A 14842-nucleotide genomic window follows, 5' to 3' on the forward strand; every position below is an offset into this window, starting at 1 on the left:
CCGACACGTCGGCGTCCTCGGTCAGCCGTGCGGCCAGCACGCAGCCGGCCGAGCCGGCGCCGACGATGATGTAGTCGTATTCCTTGATTGCGCTCATCGCAATCTCCTCTTCGATGAGGGAAACGTTGGCCGAACCCGGTGTCGTTCACCGAGCCCGGCGCAGCGGTTCTGCCGGGGCGCGCCAGCGCACACAGTACAGCCGGCGCGACGACGGCAGATGTGGACGACGCCTACGCGCCGAACCAGCCCATCGCCTTCGGTGCCAGGTTGATGTAGCTGTGCTTGAGCTCGGTGTATTCGTCGAGCCCGATGCGCGCCAGCTCGCGGCCGATGCCGCTCGCCTTGTAGCCGCCCCACGGCGCTTCCGGGAAGTAGGGGTGGTAGTCGTTGATCCACACCGTGCCGAAGCGCAGCGCGCGCGACATCCGGTTCGCCTTGTCGAGATCCTTCGTCCACACCGCGGCGGCCAGACCGTACGGCGTGTCGTTCGCCAGGCGCAGCACTTCGGCTTCGCTGGTGAAGCGCTCGGCGGTGATCACCGGGCCGAAGATTTCTTCCTTGGCGATCTTCATCTCGGCTGTCACGTCGGCGAGCAGGGTCGGCTCGAGCCAGAAGCCCTTCCGATAGATCTCGCCGGCAGGGCGCTTGCCGCCGTGCACCAGCCGCGCGCCTTCGGTGAGACCCAGCTCGACCAGGCCGAGAATCTTCTCGTGCTGCTGCGCCGATTGCACCGGGCCCATCTGCGTCTCGTCGTGGAAGCCGTTGCCGATCACGATGCGCGGCAGGCGTTCGGCCAACCTCTCGACGAATTCATCGTAGATCGCGTCCTCGACCATCAGCCGCGAGCCGGCCGAGCACACCTGGCCGGCGTGGAAAAACGCGGCGTTCAGCGCGTAGTCGACCGCGGTGTCGAGATCGGCGTCGGCGAACACGATGTTCGGGTTCTTGCCGCCGAGCTCCAGGCCGATGCGTTTGAAGTTGCCGATCGCCGCCTTCATGATGCTCTCGCCGGCGTACGCGCCGCCGGTGAACGACACCAGATCCACGTCATGGCTCTCGGCCAGCTCGGCGCCGACCTCGGCGCCGCCGGTCACCAGGTTGAACACGCCCTCCGGCAGGTCGAGCTCGGCCAACAGCTCGGTGAAGCGGTGCGTGGTCAGAGGCGTCAGGTTGCTCGGCTTGATGATCACCGTGTTGCCTGCGCCGAGCGCCGGCGCGATCTTCCACGCCGCCTGCAACAGCGGGTAGTTCCACGGCGTGATCAGCCCGCACACGCCGACCGGCTCGCGCAAGGTGCGGCTGATCACATGCTGCGGCGCCTCGTTGACCGCGCCCGACTCGGACGCGACCAGGCCGGCGAAGTAGCGGAAGGTCGCCGCGATGTCGCCCATGTCGGTGCGGCTCTCGGTGATCGTCTTGCCGGTGTTCAGTGACTCGAGCCTGGCGAGGTTCTCGGCGTCGCGGTCGATCAACTCGGCGATCTTGTTCAGCAGCTTCGCGCGCTCGCGGATCGTGCTGTTGCGCCACGGGCCGTGGTCGAACGCGTTGCGTGCGGCGGCGATCGCGCGGCGCGCGTCGTCGCGCGTGCCCTCGGCGGCCTGGGCGATCACGGTCTCGTCGGTCGGGCTGAGAATCGCGCGCGTGCCGCCGGCGAGCGGGGCCTGCCACTGGCCGTCGATATAGAGCTGGGAGTGGATCATGTCGTTATTCCTGATGTCTGTGGATAAGGCTTAGGCGAGCGCGTTGAGCACCATTTGCTGGAAGTGTTGGACGCCGTGTTCGCCGATCGCCGAGGTCTTGTCGTCGGTGACGAGCAGCGGGCCCTGGCCGTTGCGGTAGCCGCGCGATTTCAGGCCGCGCTGCACCGATTCGACGATCGACAGGTCCTCGGGCTTCAGTACGTTCTTGTAGTACTCGATCAGTTGCTGCTGCTCGGCCGTCGGGGTGCTATCGCGGAAATAGAATTCGAAGTGCTGGATGGTGGTGTCGGCGTCGGCCGGGAACATGTAGAACACGCCGTAGTTGCCGTAGCCCGGCAGCACGTTGATCGTCACGTTCGGCCACAGCCAGAACGCGGCGAACTCGGTGTGCGCGGCCTCGTCGCCGTAGTTGAACGCGTCGCTGTCCGAACGGGTCTGGCCGACCTGGCTGGTATAGATGCCGCGCACCTCGTGTTTGTACGTTTCCATCTTGATCGACTCGACGAGAGCGGGGTGCGCGGTCTGGCAGTGCAGGCACTCGAGGTAGTTGTCGACGACGACCTTCCAGTTCGCCTTCATCTCGTAGGTCAGCCTATGCGCCGGCACCAAGCTGTCGACGTCCGGGCAGCGCGAACGGATCTCGTCGTTCAGCCCCTTCGCCTGTTCGGCGAGCGGCGTGACGTCCATGTCGAGATTGACGAACACCAGACCGCAGAACTCCTCGACCCGCACCGGCGTCAGGCCGGCACTGTCCTTGCAGAAGCCCGGCACGTTCTCGGCGTTGCGCACGTGGATCAGCTTGCCGTCCAGACCGAACGCCCACGCGTGGTACGGGCAGGTGATCACGTTCTTGACCTTGCCCGAACCTTCGGCGAACAGCTCGTGCGCGCGGTGCGGGCAGACGTTGTAGAACGCGCGCAACACGCCGTCGCGGCCGCGCACGACGAGCACGTTCTCGCCGGCCACCTTGGCGGTCGCGTACTGGTTCGGCTCGGCGACCTGGCTCTTGTGCATCACGCAGACCCAGCTCTTGCTGAAGATGGTCTGCTTCTCCTGTTCGAACACCTCGGCCGAGGTGTAGTAGTGCGCGGGCAGGGTGTAGGCGAGTTGGCCGGCAATGTCGCAGACCGGGGCGGTGTGGGCGTGTTGCATAGTGTCTCCTCTTTAGTCCTCTGCGGGATAATTTACTATTGGTAAAATAAATCACCATTAGTGATTTGACTGGAGTCTAGTAACAGCGCCACCGGTAAATCAACTACAAAAAACATATCGGAAATTGAAATTCGATTTGTATTGGCTATTTTGCGGCCGATGAGCACCGCGGCAAGGTCGCGCAGACCGCCCCGGCTGGTGTAAGGTGCGCAGCAACGATTCACCATCAGTTAAAGGACGGTGCCATGAGCGAAGATACTTTTGCCACGCGCCTCAAGGGCGTGCTCGACGGCAAACGGATCATGTTGAAGCAGGTGGCCGAGGCGCTGTCGGTGTCGCCGTCGGCGGTGCACAAGTGGACTCGCGGCGGCGAGATCGAATACGAGCGGCTCTTGGCGCTCGCGCGCTTCATCGGCGTCAACTGGCTGTGGCTGCGCTACGGCGAGCAGGCGATCGCCGACCTCGAAGCGAGCAGCGCCAGCGACCCGCACATCAAGGAACTGCGCCAGAAGCACCTGGCCGAGATCATGGAAAACGAGGCGCGGATGAAATTCGCGCAGGAGGTGTCCGGCATTGTCACCTGGGAGTGGAACGTGCTGACCGACGCGCTCACCTATTCGTCGAACGACGAGACGCTGTTCGGCCGCCACATCCGCTCGATGGACGACTTCTGGGCGTGCGTGCCCCCGGACGACGTCGTACACCTGAAGGAGGTGCTGCAGAGGAGCCTGGCCGCGCAGGAGATGCACGAGTGGGAATTCCGCATCGTCGTCGCTGACGACACCCGCTGGATCTCGTCGCGCGCGACGCTGGTGCGCGATCTCGAGCAGCGGCCGGTGAAGATGATCGGCGTCAGCCTCGATATCACCGAGCGGCGGCGCGCCGAGGCGGCACTGCGCCAGAACGAGGCCCTGCTCGCCAAAGCCCAGGAGATCGCCCACCTGGGAGGCTGGTACTGGAACATCCAGACCGACGACTGCTCGTGGACCGACGAGGCATACCGGATATTCGGCTGGGCCCCGCAGGCGTTCAAGGTGACGATGGACCGCTACCTGCAGTCTATCGTCGAGGAAGATCGCGTGCGCATCCAGGAGGCGATCCGCACCGCAATCGTCGACAGGCAGCCGTACCGGGTCGAGTACGCGATCTCGCTGCCCGACGGCAGCCGGCGGGAGATCCGCGAGGAGGGCGAGGTGAGCTTCGACGAGAACGGTCGCGCCCTGACGATGATCGGCGCGTCGCAGGACGTCACCGGCCAGAAGCTGGCCGAACTGGCGTTCCGCGAAAGCGAAGAGCGCTTTCGCGCGATCTTCGAGCAGGCTGCGGTCGGCATCGCCCACGTCAGCCTCGATGGCCATTGGCTGCGCGCCAACAAGAAACTGTGCGACATCCTCGGCTACGACGACGCCACGTTGGCCGAACACACCTTCCAGGAACTCACCGTCGCCGATGACCTGGACCAGAACCTGGCGCTGCTCGACAACCTGCTGGCCGGCCGGATCGACACCTACACGCTGGAAAAGCGCTTCGTCCGCCGCGGCGGCGACACGGTGTGGACCAAGGTCACCACCTCGCTGAGCCGCCACCCGGTCAGCGGCCAGCCGGCGCACCTGATCACCATCGTCGAGGAGCTCGGCGCCCGCGCCGGCTGAGCGACGTTACGCCACATAAACCGAGCCGCCCGTTAGGGCGGCTTTTTTGTTCTTCACGGAATCGTGGGAACGCGAGTTTGGACCGTGGCTTTGTCGGTCTCGCCCGACTGGCGACTTCCTTTCTTTGCTTCGCCAAAGAAAGAAAGCAAAGAAAGGCGACCCCACTGCACTGGCCTACGGCTTCCCTCGCGCCTGCCAAGCGGCCAGGCGCCGCCGAACTCGCACCGCGCTACCGTCGCGGTGCTCGAACAAGCGGCGGCTTAAAACCTGGCCGCTTGACGATCGCTCGGCAGCGCAAAGGGGGATGGGCAGGATGATTGCAGCGGATGTGGATTCGGACTGGTAAAAAAACCAGCGGCCAGTTGAGGAGCCAAATTACCCGCAGATTTTCAAACCGAACAATGTCGTGTCTGTCGCCTACAATCACCCATTCACCTTCGACGCCGCCGAGGACGGCGCGGCCAACGGGGGAAGTCGGCGAGCACTGTCCGAGCGCCGGCTTTAGCCGGCGCGAGTTGCGCAGCCGCCCGTTGGCCGTGACGCCCGCAGGGCAGCCCGCGCAGCGGGCCGGCGTCGCGGGGTCGCCTTTTCTTTGGGTGCTTTCTTTGGCGAAGCAAAGTACCTCGCCAGTCGGGCGAGACCGACAAAGCTACCGTTCGCACCAGCGCGTCCTACGGCATACATCCCCGAATTCCCTCAATTCCTGAAGAACCTGCCGCGCCCCGGCTTTGGCCAACCTTCAGGCCCCACCTCCCGTCTACGAAGCTAACGCCTCTCGGCGATCGATATAAATCTTTTATTGTTTTTTCCCAAACGCCGTTCCTATACTCGCCATCGTAACCTTTGGTAAATTAATTTACTTTTAGTTAATTTCACCATTCGGAAACACCAAGCGGGTCCACCGCACCGCTGCCGCAAGCGACGGCCAGCAAGGCAACAGCCAGCCACAGAGCGGCAGCCATACATCACGACAAAGGAGACAACGATGAAACGAGCGACCAGAATCGAAGCGACTCACCACCCGGCCGTCCGACAATCGGGCAATCACTAGACCTGAAGACGGCAGACCGTGACGGAGCCTGGCTCCCGACAAACGGCGTCCTGGGAAAACGAAGGAGAGATATCGTGAGTTCGCAAGAAGATGTGCTACCAGTCGGCGCGCTAGCCCCGCACGCCCAGACGCAGGCCCCGGCGCACAGCCACGACCTGCAGCGTACCCTCAGCTGGAAAGACGCGTTCTGGGTCACCAGCGGCGTGCCCGCCGGTGTCCTGTTCACCATCGGCGGCGTGTCCGCCACCATCGGCCAACCGGCCTGGATCATCTGGATCGTCGCGATCCTGGTCGGCTTCGCGCAGTGCTTCACCTACGCGGAGATTTCCGGCCTCTACCCGCACAAATCGGGCGGTGCTTCGGTGTACGGCGCGCTCGGCTGGGTGCGTTACAGCAAGTTCGTCGCGCCGGTGTCGGTGTGGTGCAACTGGATCGCCTGGTCGCCGATGCTGGCGCTCGGCACCAGCCTGGCCGCCGGCTACATGCTCAGCTGCCTGTTCCCGGCCAATTCGGTGATCAACACCTGGCAGCTGACGCTGCTCGACATGGGCTTCATCAGCAAGGGCCTGACCTTGCGCGTCAACTCGACCTTCATCCTCGCGACGCTGTTCCTGCTGATGACGTTCAAGCTGCAGCACAGCGGCGCCGCGGCGGCCGCGAAGACGCAGCGCATCCTCGGCATCGCCTCGCTGACGCCGCTACTCGTCATCGCGCTGGTGCCGCTGATCACCGGCGACATGCCGTCGACCCACTTCCTGCCCTTGTTGCCACTGACGCACGACACGAGCGGCGCGTCGGTGATGGGCAGCTGGAACGCCGCCGGCATCAGCACCGCGATGGGCGCGGTGTTCCTCGCCTGTTGGTCGACCTTCGGCTTCGAGACCGCGGTGTGCTACACCCGCGAGTTCAAGAATCCGCAGAAGGACACCTTCAAGGCGATCTTCTCGTCCGGCCTGTTGTGCCTGTTCATGTTCATCGCGGTGCCGATCGCGTTCCAGGGCGAACTGGGCCTGTCCGGCATGCTCGCGCCGAGCATCGTCGACGGCTCCGGCGTCGGCGCGGCGATGGCCAAGTTCGTCGGCGGTGGCGCGGTGGTGTTCAACGTGATCGTGGTGATGCTGGTGCTGTCGATCCTGTTGATCGTGATGACGTCGATGATGGGCTCGTCGCGCACGCTGTACCAGGCGTCGCTCGACGGCTGGCTGCCGCGCTACCTGTCGCACGTCAACGAACACGGCGCGCCGACCCGCGCGATGTGGACCGACCTAGTCTTCAACCTGTTCCTGCTGTTGATGTCGAACTACATGGCGATCCTGTCGATCTCGAACGTCTGCTACATGATCTTCGTGTTCCTCAACCTGCAGTCGGGCTGGATCCACCGCCTCGACCGCGCCGACTGGCCGCGCCCGTACAAGTGCAAGAACTGGCTGTTGGCGCTCGGCGCGTTCTGCGGTTTCTTCGACCTCGCCTTCGTCGGCGCCGGCGCCAACTTCCAGGGCGAGAACACGCTGCGCAACGGCCTGATCGCCACCTTCCTGATCGTGCCGGTGTTCGTCTACCGCCACTACGTGCAGGACAAGGGCCGCTTCCCCGAGTCGATGCGCCGCGACATGGAACTGCCGCACGCGCGCGCCGGGCTGCTGCCCTACCTCGCGCTCGCCGCCGGCGTCGCGGTGGTGTGGATCGCCGCCAAGCTGACGGTCATCAACTGAGCCGCTGCCGGGCAGGCGGGACAACGCCTTCCCGGCGCCGTACCTCTTCCAAGGATTCCAAGATGAACGACACGCTCAGAGTCCGGGTCGCCGGCATCGAACAGCTGGCCACCGGCATCAAACGCTTCACCCTGCAGCCCATGTGCGGCGCGCCGCTGCCCGCCTTCGACAGCGGCAGCCATATCGTGGTGCACATGGACCACGGCCGGATCAGCAACGCCTACTCGCTGACCGGCAGCCTCGACGACACCAGCTGCTACCGGATCAGCGTGCGCCTCGAAGACGCATCGCGCGGCGGCTCGCGCTTCCTGCACGAGAACGTCGCCGAGGGCGACCAACTCGAGATCGGCCCGCCAGGCAATCTGTTCGGCCTGGCCGACGCGGCCGGCAAGCACCTGTTGATCGCCGGCGGCATCGGCATCACGCCGTTCATGACCCACATCCAGACGCTCAAGCAGCGGCACGCCGACTTCGAGCTGCATTACTGTTTCCGCAACCGCAAGAGTGCCGCCTACCTCGACAGCCTGCCGCTGTGGCTGAACGACGCGCAGCTGAGCCTCTACGAGAGCGACGACGGCGGCCGGCTCGACCTCGCCGCGCTCTTCGAGGCCCAGCCGGAGCACACCCACGTCTACGTCTGCGGGCCGGCCTCGCTCAACGACGCGGTGATCGCGACCGCACGCCAGGCCGGCTGGAACGACGAGCGCATCCACTACGAACAATTCCGCAACGAGGTCGACGCCACCGGCGGCGCGTTCGAGGTGACGCTCGCCAAGAGCCGGCTGACGCTGCAGGTCGCCGCCGGGGAAACGCTGCTGCGCACGATCGAAAAAGCCGGTGTGACGGTGGACTGCATGTGCCGCGAGGGCATCTGCGGCTCGTGCGAGACGGCCATCATCGACGGCGAGGCCGACCATCGCGACAGCTACCTGTCCGACGCGGAAAAGACCGCGCAGAAGACCATGATGCTGTGCGTGTCGCGCGCCAGAGGCGGCCGGCTGGTGCTCGACCTCTAAGCCCCCTCCGTGAGGTTCCACGTGAAACGCCCCGGCATGCCGGGGCGTTGTGGTTTCCCAAGCTGCCGCTAGCCGCGCACCAGCCCGCACGCCAGCGCCAGCAGGATCGCCGCGACGCCGACGTCGAGCACCCGCCACGCCAGCGGCCGCACGAACAGCGGCGCCAACAGCCGCGCGCCGTAGGCGAGCGCGAAGAACCACACGAACGACGCGACGATCGCTCCGGCGCCGAACAGGTAGCGTCCCTCGCCCGGGTAGCGCGCGGCCAGCCCGCCGAGCAGCACCACCGTATCCAGATAGACGTGCGGGTTGAGCCAGGTCACCGCCAAGGTGGTCAGCAGCGCCACCGCCACGCCGCGGTCGTCGTCGCCGGCGAGTTGCATCGACTCGCCCCGCCAGGCGCGCCGCAGCGCCGATACGCCGTAGCAGAGCAGAAACGCCACGCCGGCCCAGCGCACCAGCTGCAGCAGCGTCGGGCTGGCGGCGATCAGCGCGCCAACGCCGGCGACGCCGAGCGCGATCAGCAGCACATCGGACAGCGCGCAGCATAGCGCGATCGGCAGCCTATGCCGGCCGTGCAGCCCGCTCTTCAGCACGAAGGCGTTCTGCGCGCCGATCGCCACGATCAGGCTGGCGCCGATACCGAATCCCTCCACCAGCGGCACTAGGGTCATCTCAACTCTCCCTCATCAACGTTTTCCCTCGCTCATGGTGGGCCGCCGCTACAATGAAGAAAAGCTAATTAAATTTACGAACCATTAGAAAAAATCATGTTCGACTACAAGCTGCTCGCCGCGCTCGAGGCGGTGGTCCAGGAAGGCACATTCGACAAGGCTGCCCGCTTGCTGTGCATCACCCAGTCGGCGGTGTCGCAACGGATCCGCCTGCTCGAGGAACGCCTCGGCCAGATGCTAGTGGTCCGCGGCACGCCGGCGCGCGCCACCGCCGCCGGCCAGCGGCTGCTGCGCCATGTGCGCCAGGTGGGGCTGCTCGAACAGGAGCTGCTCGGCGAGCTGCAGGGCGACGCCGACGAGGACTACGTCGTGCTGCCGGTCGGCCTCAACAACGACTCGCTCAGCACCTGGTTTCTCGATGCGGTGAGCGACGTTGTCGCGCGCGAGCGGCTGCTGTTGCAGATCACCGTCGAGGACGAGGCGCACACGCACGCGCTGCTGAAGAACGGCGACGTGATCGGCTGCGTCAGCAGCACCGCGACACCCGCCACCGGCTGCCTGAGCCAGCGGCTCGGCCTGATGCGCTACCGCTGCATCGCCACCCCCGAGTTCGCCGCCCGCCACTTCGCTTCCGGGGTCGACCGCGCCACGCTGCAGCGTGCGCCGGGCATCATCTTCAACCGCCGCGACACGCTGCACCTGGGCACCCTCGAGACGCGCTTCGGGATCGGCATCACCGAGTTTCCGGTGCTGATCGTGCCGTCGGTGCAGAGCCTGCTCAAAGCGGTCGAGCGCGGCCTCGGCTACGGCATCTGCCCGGAGCTGCAGGTGACCGAGCGGCTGGCCGAAGGCTTGCTGGTCGACCTCTTGCCCGACGACCCGCCCGAGGTGACGCTGTACTGGCACAGCTGGGCGCTGCAGACACCGCGGCTGGAGCGCTTCTCGGCCACGCTGTTGGCCGAAGCGCAGCGGCGGCTGCCGCAGTAACAGGCGACGAGCGGCTGAGCGGCCCACACAGGCGACAAGGTGCTGCAGAACGAGCTGTGACGGGCCTATGCTTGGGAAGAAGGACTTCGGCGCAACACGCGCCGGGCCCGAGCGGCAATACCGCTGTAATACGACCCACCACCCGCTCTAGAATGGGGCGAACGACCAGGAGCCGACCATGACCCGCTTCGCCCGCCACCTCGACCACCACCCAATCGTCAACCCCTTCCCCGGCATCGTGAACCTGGAGACCGCGCTCGGCCGCCCGATCACCGCGCGGATCGGCTCGAACGAGAGCATCCCGCAGCCGGCGCCGGCGCTCTTGCAGCTGCTCGGCGCCACCGCCACCGAGCTCGCACGGCTCTACCCCGACCCGTACGCGCACGCGCTGCGCGAGCGGGCGGCCCTGCTCAACCGCGTGAAGCCGGCCGAGGTGCTGTTCGACACCGGCGCCGACAGCCTGATCCTGCTGACGCTGCGCCTGATCGGCAACGTCGGCGACACCGTCGTCGCCAGCGCCGGCACCTACCCGACCTTCCGCTACTTCGCCGAGGGCTGCGGCCTGAAGGTCGACGAGGTGCCGTACCTCGCCGGCGAGGGCCTGCTGGCGCCCGACCTAGGCGCCTTGGCCGCCCGCGCGCACGCGCTCGGCGCGCCGCTGGTCTACCTCGCCAACCCGGACAACCCGAGCGGCCACTACTACCGCGCCACCGAGATCGCCACGCTGCGCGCCGCGCTGCCGACCGACACGGTGCTGCTGCTCGACGAGGCCTACGTCGACTTCTGCACCGACCCGGCCGACGCGCCTCCGCACGGCGTGCTGCCGAACACGGTGCGGCTGCGCACGCTGTCGAAGGCGTACGCGCTGGCCGGGCTGCGGGTCGGCTACGCGATCGCGTCGGCCGAGATCGTCGCCAAGGCCGACCAGATCCGCCCGCAGTACGCGCTGTCGGGGCTGGCACAGGCGGCCGCGCAGGCGCTGTTCGACACGCCGGACTACGCCCGCGACCTGGTCGACGAGACGCTGGCGCTGCGCGAGCGGCTGGCCGCCGCGCTGCGCGCGCGCGGGCAGAACCCCTTGCCGAGCCACACCAACTTCGTCGCGCTGCACTATACGGACGCGGCGTTGGCCGAACGGATTCAGCGCGGCCTGCTCGCCGACGGGGTCGCGGTGCACCGCCCGCCGCACCCAGCGCTGAGGGCGCTGCTGCGCGTCACCGCCCACCCGCAGGCGCTAGACCCGGCGGTGCTGGCCGCGCTGGCCGGCTGATTCAGTCCTCAGAACCTGTTCTCAACGCGTAGCGAGCGGGCGTCAGCGAGGGGCGGACGGAGCGCAGGAACCGGAATGTACTGGAGTACATGAGGATTCCGAGCACCGCCCAACCCGAGATCACGCCTGCGCAGTAGCGTTGAGGGCGGGTTCCTGCAGCAGCGTCGCCAACGCGTCCACCGCCGGCGCCGCCACGCCGGCGCGCCGCACCAGCACGGTGCTGGCGTGGGCGATCTCGGCCGGCAGCGGGTGCACCGACACCGCGCCGCGCGCCGGCAGGCTCTCGAGCAGGCTTTTGGGCACCAGTGCGATCCCCATGCCGCTCGCCGCGCAGCCGACCATCGTGTGGTACGACGACAGCTCGACGATCCGCTCCGCCGTCACCCCGGCGCCGGCGAGCCAGCTCTCCAGCCGCTGCCTATAGGCGCAGCCGGGCTCGAACGCGAGCAGGCTGCGGGTGCGCACGTCGGCGGCGCTGTTGATAGTCGGGTGGCCGAGCGCGGCGACCACCACCAGTTCCTCGTCGAACAGCGGCAGGCTCAAGAGCCGTGGGTCTAGCACCGGCCCGCACACCAGCGCCGCGTCGAGCTCGCCGTCCAGCACCCGCCCGACCAGGCTGCCGGTGCCGCCGGTGCGCAATTCCAGCTGCACCTCCGGATAGCGTTCGTGGAACGCCGCCAGCACCGGCGCCAGCCGCGCCGCCGCGGTGCTCTCCATCGACCCGAAGCGCAGCCGGCCGCGCGGCACGTTGTCGGCGACCGCGGCGCGCGCCTCGTCGGCCAGGTCGAGCAGGCGCCGGGCGTAACCGTCGAGCACCCGGCCGGCGGCAGACGGGATCAGCTTCTTGCCCTCGCGAAGGAACAGCGCCACGCCGAGGTCGTCCTCCAGCTGGCGGATCCGGGTGGTGACGTTGGACTGCACCCGGTTGAGCCGGTTGGCAGCGCGGGTGATGCCGCCTTCGCGCAGCACCGCCTGGAAGATGCTCAGGTCGTCAAGGTCCATCGTTCTCTCCTGGGGATCGTAACTATCAGGATAATTCATTTTTCAAGAACATAAATCCGGCCTAGCCTAGAGGGCAACCTTCACCCGGAAGACGAGCATGTCCCCCACCTCGCAACGCGCCGGCTACCTCGCCGCCTTCGGCACGCTGGTCATCTGGACCGGCTTCATCGTGATCTCGCGCCTCGGCGGCAAGAGCGTGCTGACCTCGTACGACATCCTGGCGCTGCGTCTCTCCACCGCGTCGCTGTTGCTGCTGCTGATGTTCGGCCCGCTGCCGAAGGCCAGCCTGCGCGACGCGCGGCTATGGCTGTTGGCGGTGCTCGGCGGCGTCGGCTACGGCGTGCTGGTCTACGCCGGCTTCAAGCACGCGCCGGCCGCGCACGGCGCGATCCTGCTGCCCGGCATCCAGCCGTTCCTGATCGCGGTGATCGCCTGGTGGCTGGCCGGCGAACGCCCCGGCGCCGGACGGGTCGCCGGCTACCTCTTGATCGGCACCGGCGTAGCGCTGACCGCGGTGCCGCTGATGCACGACCCGGCGCCGACCGGCCAGCTCGGCGGCGACGCGCTGCTGCTGGCCGCGTCGCTGGTCTGGGCGCTGTTCAGCGTGCTCGCCAAGCGCTGGGGCTTTTCGCCGTGGCTGCTGACCCGCTTCATCGCGCTCGGTTCGGCCATCCTCTACCTGCCGGTGTACCTGGTCGCGCTGCCGAAGGCGCTCGCCGCCGCGCCGCTGACGACGATCGCGATCCAGGCGCTCTACCAGGGCATCGGCCCGACCATCCTGGCGATGGTGCTGTTCCTGAAGGCGGTCGAGGCGCTCGGCCCCTCACGGGTCAGCGCGCTGATCGCGCTGGTGCCGGTGCTCGCCGGCCTCGCCGCCGTGCCGTTACTCGGCGAGCCGCTCACTACCTGGCTGGCCGCCGGCATGGTCAGCGTGTCGCTCGGCGCACTGCTGGCGTCCCGCCCGCTTAAGGCCGCGCTCGCGCCCGTACGCGCCTGAACCCTCCCCACCGTAAGATCAACAGGAGAAAGCCATGCCCTATGTCAACATCAAGATCACCCGCGAAGGCGCCACCGCCGAGCAGAAGGCCGAGCTGATCGCCGGCGTGACCGAACTGCTGCAGAAGACGCTGAATAAGAACCCGGCGACCACCGTAGTGGTGATCGACGAGGTCGACACCGACAACTGGGGAATCGGCGGCGAGAGCGTCACGGTGCGGCGCGCACGCGGCAGCTGAGCCGTTCGGCCAGACGCAAAAACGGCACGTTAGCAACGTGCCGTTTCTTGTTTGCAGACTAAACGCCGCTTCTGTGACGGTCGTTCAGCCGGCGACCTTGGTGAACGCGCGGCGTGCGGCGGCCAGCGTCTGCTCGATGATCGCGTCGTCGTGCGCGGCCGACACGAAGCCGGCCTCGTAGCCGGACGGTGCGAGGTACACGCCCTCGTCGAGCATCGCGTGGAAGAAGCGCTTGAAGCGTTCCAGGTCGCTCTTCGTCACGTCGGCGTAGCCGGTCGGGATAGCCTCGCTGAAGTAGACGCCGAACATGCCGCCGACCGAATCGGCGCACATCGTCACGCCGGCGTCCTTGGCCGCTTCGGCCAACCCTTGCGCCAGCTTGGCGGTCTGTGCCGACAGCTGCTCGTAGAAGCCCGGGCGCTGGATGATTTCCAGCGTCTTCAGACCCGCCGCCACCGCCACCGGGTTGCCGGACAAGGTGCCGGCCTGGTAGACGCCGCCGAGCGGCGCGATCTTGGCCATGATGTCGGCGCGGCCGCCGAACGCCGCCAGCGGCATGCCGCCGCCGACCACCTTGCCGAGTGTGGTCAGGTCGGGCTTGATGCCGTGCAGGCTCTGCGCGCCGCCGAGCGCGACGCGGAAGCCGGTCATCACCTCGTCGTAGATCAGCACCGTGCCGTGCTGCTCGGTAAGCTGACGCAGCGCCTTCACGAACTCGGCCGACGGCTTGATCAGGTTCATATTGCCGGCGATCGGTTCGAGGATCACGCAGGCGATGCTGTCGCCGATCTCGGCGAAGGTCTTGGCCAGCTGCTCGACGTTGTTGTACTCGAGCACCAGGGTGTGGCGGGTGAAGTCGGCCGGCACGCCTGCCGAGCTCGGGTTGCCGAAGGTCAAGAGGCCCGAGCCGGCCTTCACCAGCAGGCTGTCGGAGTGGCCGTGGTAGCAACCTTCAAATTTGATAATCGTGTCGCGGCCGGTGAAGCCGCGCGCCAGGCGGATCGCGCTCATCGTCGCCTCGGTACCGCTCGACACCAGCCGCACCTGCTCGATGCTCGGCACAAGGCGGCAGATCGCCTCGGCGATGTCGATCTCGGCCTCGGTCGGCGCGCCGAACGACAGGCCGCCGACGGCCGCCTGCTGCACCGCGGCGATCACCTCCGGGTGGGCGTGGCCGACGATGGCCGGGCCCCAGGAGCCGATGTAGTCGATGTACTGTTTGCCGTCGGCGTCCCAGAAGTGGGCGCCGTTCGCGCGCGAAACGAAGCGCGGGGTGCCGCCGACGCTGCCGAAGGCGCGCACCGGCGAGTTCACGCCGCCCGGGATGTGCGCCTTGGCGCGTTCGAACAGCTCGAGGTTGCGGGACATAGGGTTTCCTTCATGTAGAAGAG

The 14842-nt window shown here is 67.0% G+C and carries 12 protein-coding genes and 1 other RNA gene; 7 read left to right on the top strand and 6 right to left on the bottom strand.

All coding sequences use genetic code 11. The features are described 5' to 3' along the window. Positions 1-230: 230 nt before the first annotated feature. Both ACZ2IA_RS14085 and ACZ2IA_RS14090 read right to left on the bottom strand, forming a co-directional pair. Positions 231-1700, bottom strand: coding sequence for an aldehyde dehydrogenase family protein (locus ACZ2IA_RS14085; protein WP_470293220.1), 1470 nt, complete (start codon positions 1698-1700; stop codon positions 231-233). Between the two features lie 30 nt (positions 1701-1730). Beyond that, entirely contained in the window at positions 1731-2852 is a 1122-nt protein-coding gene (locus ACZ2IA_RS14090) for an aromatic ring-hydroxylating oxygenase subunit alpha (RefSeq protein WP_470293221.1), read from the bottom strand. Between the two features lie 245 nt (positions 2853-3097). Between ACZ2IA_RS14090 and ACZ2IA_RS14095 the strand changes: the two genes are divergently transcribed. The 3 genes from ACZ2IA_RS14095 to ACZ2IA_RS14105 all read left to right on the top strand — a co-directional run bounded on the left by ACZ2IA_RS14095 (position 3098) and on the right by ACZ2IA_RS14105 (position 8283). After that, positions 3098-4504 carry a PAS domain S-box protein gene (locus ACZ2IA_RS14095; RefSeq protein ID WP_470293222.1) on the top strand — a complete coding sequence of 469 codons (1407 nt, stop codon included), beginning with the start codon at positions 3098-3100 and terminating at the stop codon, positions 4502-4504. Between the two features lie 1125 nt (positions 4505-5629). Beyond that, positions 5630-7267: a trimethylamine N-oxide permease gene (locus ACZ2IA_RS14100; protein ID WP_470293223.1), complete on the top strand. Its 1638-nt coding sequence runs from the start codon at positions 5630-5632 to the stop codon at positions 7265-7267. 62 nt (positions 7268-7329) lie between these two features. Beyond that, entirely contained in the window at positions 7330-8283 is a 954-nt protein-coding gene (locus tag ACZ2IA_RS14105; RefSeq protein ID WP_470293224.1) for a PDR/VanB family oxidoreductase, read from the top strand. A gap of 68 nt (positions 8284-8351) precedes the next feature. On the opposite strand, the gene ACZ2IA_RS14110 is transcribed toward ACZ2IA_RS14105, so the two are convergent. Further along, the gene (locus tag ACZ2IA_RS14110; RefSeq protein ID WP_470293225.1) at positions 8352-8957 is read right to left on the bottom strand and encodes a LysE/ArgO family amino acid transporter; all 606 of its coding nucleotides are present in this window, start codon (positions 8955-8957) and stop codon (positions 8352-8354) included. A 96-nt stretch (positions 8958-9053) separates the two neighbouring features. Between ACZ2IA_RS14110 and ACZ2IA_RS14115 the strand changes: the two genes are divergently transcribed. Both ACZ2IA_RS14115 and ACZ2IA_RS14120 read left to right on the top strand, forming a co-directional pair. Continuing rightward, positions 9054-9944 (top strand): LysR family transcriptional regulator ArgP, encoded by an 891-nt coding sequence (locus tag ACZ2IA_RS14115; protein WP_470293226.1) that lies wholly within the window; start codon positions 9054-9056, stop codon positions 9942-9944. Positions 9945-10122: 178 nt separating this feature from the next. Continuing rightward, a complete protein-coding gene (locus tag ACZ2IA_RS14120; RefSeq protein WP_470293227.1) occupies positions 10123-11214 on the top strand; it encodes an aminotransferase class I/II-fold pyridoxal phosphate-dependent enzyme in 1092 nt (363 codons plus the stop codon). A 16-nt stretch (positions 11215-11230) separates the two neighbouring features. Here the strand turns inward: ACZ2IA_RS14120 and ACZ2IA_RS14125 are convergent. Beyond that, positions 11231-11305, bottom strand: a non-coding RNA gene (locus tag ACZ2IA_RS14125) — sX9 sRNA. 29 nt (positions 11306-11334) lie between these two features. Further along, positions 11335-12216, bottom strand: coding sequence for a LysR family transcriptional regulator (locus ACZ2IA_RS14130; RefSeq protein WP_470293228.1), 882 nt, complete (start codon positions 12214-12216; stop codon positions 11335-11337). Positions 12217-12313: 97 nt separating this feature from the next. Between ACZ2IA_RS14130 and ACZ2IA_RS14135 the strand changes: the two genes are divergently transcribed. Together ACZ2IA_RS14135 and ACZ2IA_RS14140 are read left to right on the top strand one after the other, a co-directional pair. Next, on the top strand, positions 12314-13213 hold the full coding sequence (locus tag ACZ2IA_RS14135) for a DMT family transporter (protein ID WP_470293229.1): 900 nt from the start codon (positions 12314-12316) through the stop codon (positions 13211-13213). A gap of 34 nt (positions 13214-13247) precedes the next feature. Then, positions 13248-13451 carry a 2-hydroxymuconate tautomerase family protein gene (locus tag ACZ2IA_RS14140; RefSeq protein ID WP_470293230.1) on the top strand — a complete coding sequence of 68 codons (204 nt, stop codon included), beginning with the start codon at positions 13248-13250 and terminating at the stop codon, positions 13449-13451. Positions 13452-13535: 84 nt separating this feature from the next. On the opposite strand, the gene hemL is transcribed toward ACZ2IA_RS14140, so the two are convergent. Further along, on the bottom strand, positions 13536-14819 hold the full coding sequence (gene hemL / locus ACZ2IA_RS14145) for a glutamate-1-semialdehyde 2,1-aminomutase (RefSeq protein WP_470293231.1): 1284 nt from the start codon (positions 14817-14819) through the stop codon (positions 13536-13538). Positions 14820-14842: the final 23 nt, after the last annotated feature.

This window comes from Crenobacter sp. CS_VA4 (assembly GCF_055597485.1).